Raw genomic sequence first — 4,280 nt, 5'->3', positions numbered from 1 at the left:
ACTCCCGCCCGTTCCTGTCCATGACCGTCATCGACCGGCCGGCAGCGGGTGGGCCACCCTGGCCCCGGCCGCGCTGCATTCAACGCGGAAAGTAGCAGCACGCCGTCGTCGTGTCGCCGTCGTTCACCCCGGCCACCGTTCGCGCCGGGACCACCACCTGGCAAGCGAAACGATACGGACAATTACCGGCCGGAACGGCGACAGATTTTCCGCCGGAAAACGCGGACGACGGCAGGCGCACGATCCCCGGATAAAGATCGGGGCTCGGCGCCCAATGGACCCGACCCCAAAAGGACCACAACAGCCGACGGCCACAGTGACCCACCGATATGCCTCCGAGCGGACAGTGTATCGTGACCCGGAGAATTCTTGAGATCACCCCCCAGCCCAGCGGCGCACGAGCGGGAGTCGGTGGATGAACGACAGAAACGGATTGTACCTGCCCAGAGTCCCTGGTTCGCAACCCTCCCGGCCCACCGATGACGGGATCATTCTTCCGGGCCGGCCGGGCCGGACCCGGCGGGCCGTGCTGGGGTCAGCCCTCGGTCTGCTGGGTGCGGCGGCGGCAGGCTGTTCCCGGCCCGACAACACCTTCGACCCGGCCAGCGAGGTGCTTCCGCCAGATGCCGACGCGGTCACCCCTCCTCCCACGACCGGGCCGCCACCGACTCTGGCAAACGGGGCCGCGGACTTCTTCGGCAAGGGCCTCGTCCCGCAGCAGCGGGCAACGTTCGGCCTGGACCGCGCGCAGATCCCGCCCTCGGACAACCCGCGCTTCCCCCGGCTGGTCCGGGTGGCGCTGCCGGCCGGCTCGGTCAACGACGACGCCGACCGGCAGGTCTACAACGACGGGAACACCTACGGTGGCAGCCAACTCTTCCTGGCCATGGAGGACCAGCCGACAGAAGAACTATACCTGCGTTATTATTTGCGATTCCCGGAGAAATTCGATTTCAATAAAGGAGGAAAGCTCCCCGGGCTCTTCGGGGTCCTGTACAAGCCAGCGTCCAAGGAGCGCACCAACGACTACCAGGATGGTTACGCCAGCCGGTTCGCCTGGCGTAAAGGAGGTGAAGGACTAATCTATTCGAACACCGCCCGGCCGGACGACCCCATCGCCATGGTCGGCAAGAAGAAGTGGATGTGGGAGCCCGGTAAATGGATTTGCGTCGAGCATGGCGTCCGCATGAGCTCCGATAAGTTTTCCCAGGAGCTCCTCGTCGTCTGGATCAACAACCAGGAAGTACACAAAGAACACAGGTACAACCCGCGTATTTCCGACCGGCTTCGCATCGGCGGCATCATGTTCTCCGTCGTGTACGGCGGCGGTGACCGTTCGTTCGCCCCCAAGACGGACACCAGTATCGACCTCGCCGGCTTCGCCATCGGCGCCCAACGGGTCGGTCCCCTTCCCGACCCTCCGGACTGAAACCTCGGGCCGCGTTCCCGGCTGCTCCAGGCCCGGCGCGGCGGGGGTCCGAGCCCGACAACCCCTGAACGGACGGACGGACAGAGCCCCCGTGAGGGCATCCGGCCGTCCTCTGTTCCGTTGTTCCGTGTCACCCACCCCAACGAGTGGCTGTCCTCCGCTGGGAGAAGGTTCTACCTCCGGCCACCACGACCGGAGCGGGTGGCCAGGCGCGGCTGGCAGTCCGCCAGATGGGCGTCGAAACCCTGCACGTTCTGCCAGGTCGCATGGCAGACCCGGCAGTGCGTGGTCTCCGGGTCGCTCCACTGGGCGCTGCAGCCACCACAGGTCGCCGTCACAGGCGTGTCGCCCTTCCTGATCGGCTGGCCGGCGTTACGGACCGGCAACGGCAACATCGGCTGGGCACGTCGTGGCGTGCGGCCTGACGGAGTCTGGCGTCGGATCGGCACCCGGTCATCCTGTCCCAGAATGGGCCAACCACGGCGCAACCTTTTCCTATGAGCGTGGCAACGAGACTCAACACGCCCCGCCGGGCACCTCCGTACGAGCAGACGGCCCCGACAAAAGCCAGTTAAATCACATACAGCCGGCATATGATTACGTACAGTCCAAAAAGTATGAAAGGGACCCGGTGGCGCTGGTGGCGCTGGTGGTGCTGGTGGCGCTGGTGGCGCTGGTGGCGCTGGTGGCGAGGAGAACACCGGTGGTCTCCAGGCGCGGCCCGCCGGTGTTTCTCCGCCGCTGATGAGACGACGCTCCGGGCACGGTCCCAGGGACGTCGCTCTCAGGGACGTCGCTCCCGTGGACGTCACAGGTAGGCGTCCACGGCGAACTTCACCGCGAACCCGATGGCCGCGACACCGATCAGCAGCCGCAGCGCTCCCACCCGCAGCCGCCGTACGATCGCCGGGCCGAGCGCGCCGCCTATGAACAGGCCGCAGGCCAGGGGCGGCACAGCCGGCCAGTACACCGGCCCGAAGACCGTGAAGGCCGCCGCGGCGACCCCGTTCGGCATCCCCAGGAGCACGTTCTTCATCGCGTTGACCCGCGGGAGCGGTTCGGGTATGGCAGCGCCAAGCACCGCAAAGAGAATGATCCCACCGCCGGCGCCAAAATAGCCGGTGTAGACCGTGGAGGCGAACAACGCGACGGCCAGCGGCGGCCCCCGCTCATCCAGCAGGCCTCCGCCTCCGATCGGGCTCATCAACCGGTGCCGACACAGCACCAGCGCACCGGCGCCGGCCACCAGCCAGGGCACCACTGCCTCGAAGGCGCCGGCCGGGCTCGCCAGCAGGAGCAGCGCCCCCGTCACCCCACCCGCGAGACTCACGGGGCCCATCCGCATCAGCCGCCGGTACTGCCCCGCCAGCTCCGAGCGCGACCCGATGGCCGCGCCGACCGCCACAAAGACCAGAGAAACCGTGTTGGTGACGTTGGCCTGCACCGCCGGCAGCCCGAACCACAACAGTGTCGGGTAGGAGACGACGGAGGCCAGCCCGGCCACGGTCGAGGTGATCCCGGCCAGTACGCCGCAGACGATCAGCGTCAGGGAGTCGGCGGCTGTCAGCGGGCGGCCCGCACCCGGGCGGTCGGCCCATCTGATCCGTCGACACGAAGTGGGCGCTTCCGAACACCTTGCCGCATACCTGCCAGGATATGCGCTCCGAAGCAAAAAAGATCTTTCCGTGAACCGGCTGTGACCCGATCCGCGTGCCCGTGCCGTCCAGGCCGCGACGGCAGCAGCGACACGAGGGACACGGCGTGGCTTGAACGGTCACTCCGCCATCCGGATCAGACACCCGGACGGCGGAGGATCAGCCGAGCGACACGTTGAGGCAGAGCCGCAGCAGTCCGAGCAGGCTCGGGCACGAGTTCTGCCGCGGGGCGGCCTGCTGCGTCGGCGTGGGAGTGGGCTTCGGGGTGGACGCCGCGGCAGGGGTGCTCTTCGCCTGCGCGGGCGCGGCAGGTGCGGGTGAAGAAGCCACCGCGGTCCTGCCCGCGACAGACGCGGGGGGAGCGGGCGCGGATCCGCCACCCTGGGCCTGCGCGGAGGCGGGCTCAGCTGCCATCAGACGCGGCGTGATGACGCCACCGCCGGCCGCCGGTGGCTGCCCCGGCGTCAGCGCGCTGACCGCGACCGTGGAGCCGCCCGGGACGCCTGTCGGACCTGCCGGATACGGGGAGGCCTGACCCGGATACGACGGCGCCCACAGTTGATCGTCGACGTGGGCGGGTTCCCTGCCGGTGTCCGGGCGGACGGCAGCGCCGGACGGCGCGGAGCCCGCCACGATCGGCCCCGCTACGACCGGTGATGTGTCAGTCGTGTCCGATAAGGAAATGAACCCCATCCCGCCGACCACGAAGGCGGCAGCCCCTGAAATAACCGCGAGTCGCATTATCGGCGCGACCGGGGAATCGCGTCGGCGATGGTGAGACCTGGAGCGTAACATCGTGAGGTAGCGGCGAGCGCATCCTTACTCGATAGCATGGACAGAGTACTGAGACGAGGTACTGAGACAGCGTGCCAAGGATGCTGACCGTACCACTTAAGCCGACAACCTGATAGAGCTTTGGCGCCGGGCCGCCGGATCGACAATTGGCGATCAAGGCGGCCAGTCGAAAATGTCGATCTCCGGATCCGCCGCTGACGCAGACGTCCACCACGATCATTTCCTCGGGTGAACAGCGTCCATGGCCGGCCGGCGAAGAGCATCTGAGGCCGCCGGCAACGAGGGTGCGCAGGCCCGTGGCAGCTCCCACCGCATGGCGCCGCAGGCAGGGCCCGGGCTTCGTGACCCCGCCCCACGCGCCCCACCCATCCGCGCCCGCCCACACCTGCCCGGACCTGTCA

Annotated in this window: 4 protein-coding genes; 1 reads left to right on the top strand and 3 read right to left on the bottom strand. The window is 68.1% G+C overall.

The genetic code is table 11. The features are described from left to right. The first annotated feature begins 415 nt into the window (after positions 1 to 415). Positions 416 to 1,429, top strand: coding sequence for a polysaccharide lyase (locus CM1CMNOD_RS02830; protein ID WP_013872160.1), 1,014 nt, complete (start codon positions 416 to 418; stop codon positions 1,427 to 1,429). A 173-nt stretch (positions 1,430 to 1,602) separates the two neighbouring features. On the opposite strand, the gene CM1CMNOD_RS21420 is transcribed toward CM1CMNOD_RS02830, so the two are convergent. The 3 genes from CM1CMNOD_RS21420 to CM1CMNOD_RS23515 all read right to left on the bottom strand — a co-directional run bounded on the left by CM1CMNOD_RS21420 (position 1,603) and on the right by CM1CMNOD_RS23515 (position 3,717). After that, positions 1,603 to 1,824, bottom strand: a complete 222-nt coding sequence (locus CM1CMNOD_RS21420) for a hypothetical protein (RefSeq protein ID WP_139342130.1) — start codon at positions 1,822 to 1,824, stop codon at positions 1,603 to 1,605. 413 nt (positions 1,825 to 2,237) lie between these two features. Beyond that, positions 2,238 to 2,969 (bottom strand): sulfite exporter TauE/SafE family protein, encoded by a 732-nt coding sequence (locus CM1CMNOD_RS02820; protein ID WP_258165220.1) that lies wholly within the window; start codon positions 2,967 to 2,969, stop codon positions 2,238 to 2,240. 274 nt (positions 2,970 to 3,243) lie between these two features. After that, positions 3,244 to 3,717: a hypothetical protein gene (locus CM1CMNOD_RS23515; RefSeq protein WP_043602858.1), complete on the bottom strand. Its 474-nt coding sequence runs from the start codon at positions 3,715 to 3,717 to the stop codon at positions 3,244 to 3,246. Positions 3,718 to 4,280 lie beyond the last annotated feature (563 nt).

It is taken from the genome of Protofrankia symbiont of Coriaria myrtifolia, from assembly GCF_900634755.1.
Classification (GTDB): Bacteria; Actinomycetota; Actinomycetes; order Frankiales; family Frankiaceae; genus Protofrankia; species Protofrankia coriariae.
Note: the sequence above shows the minus strand (reverse complement) of the source record. Positions and strands in the feature narration are given on the sequence as shown.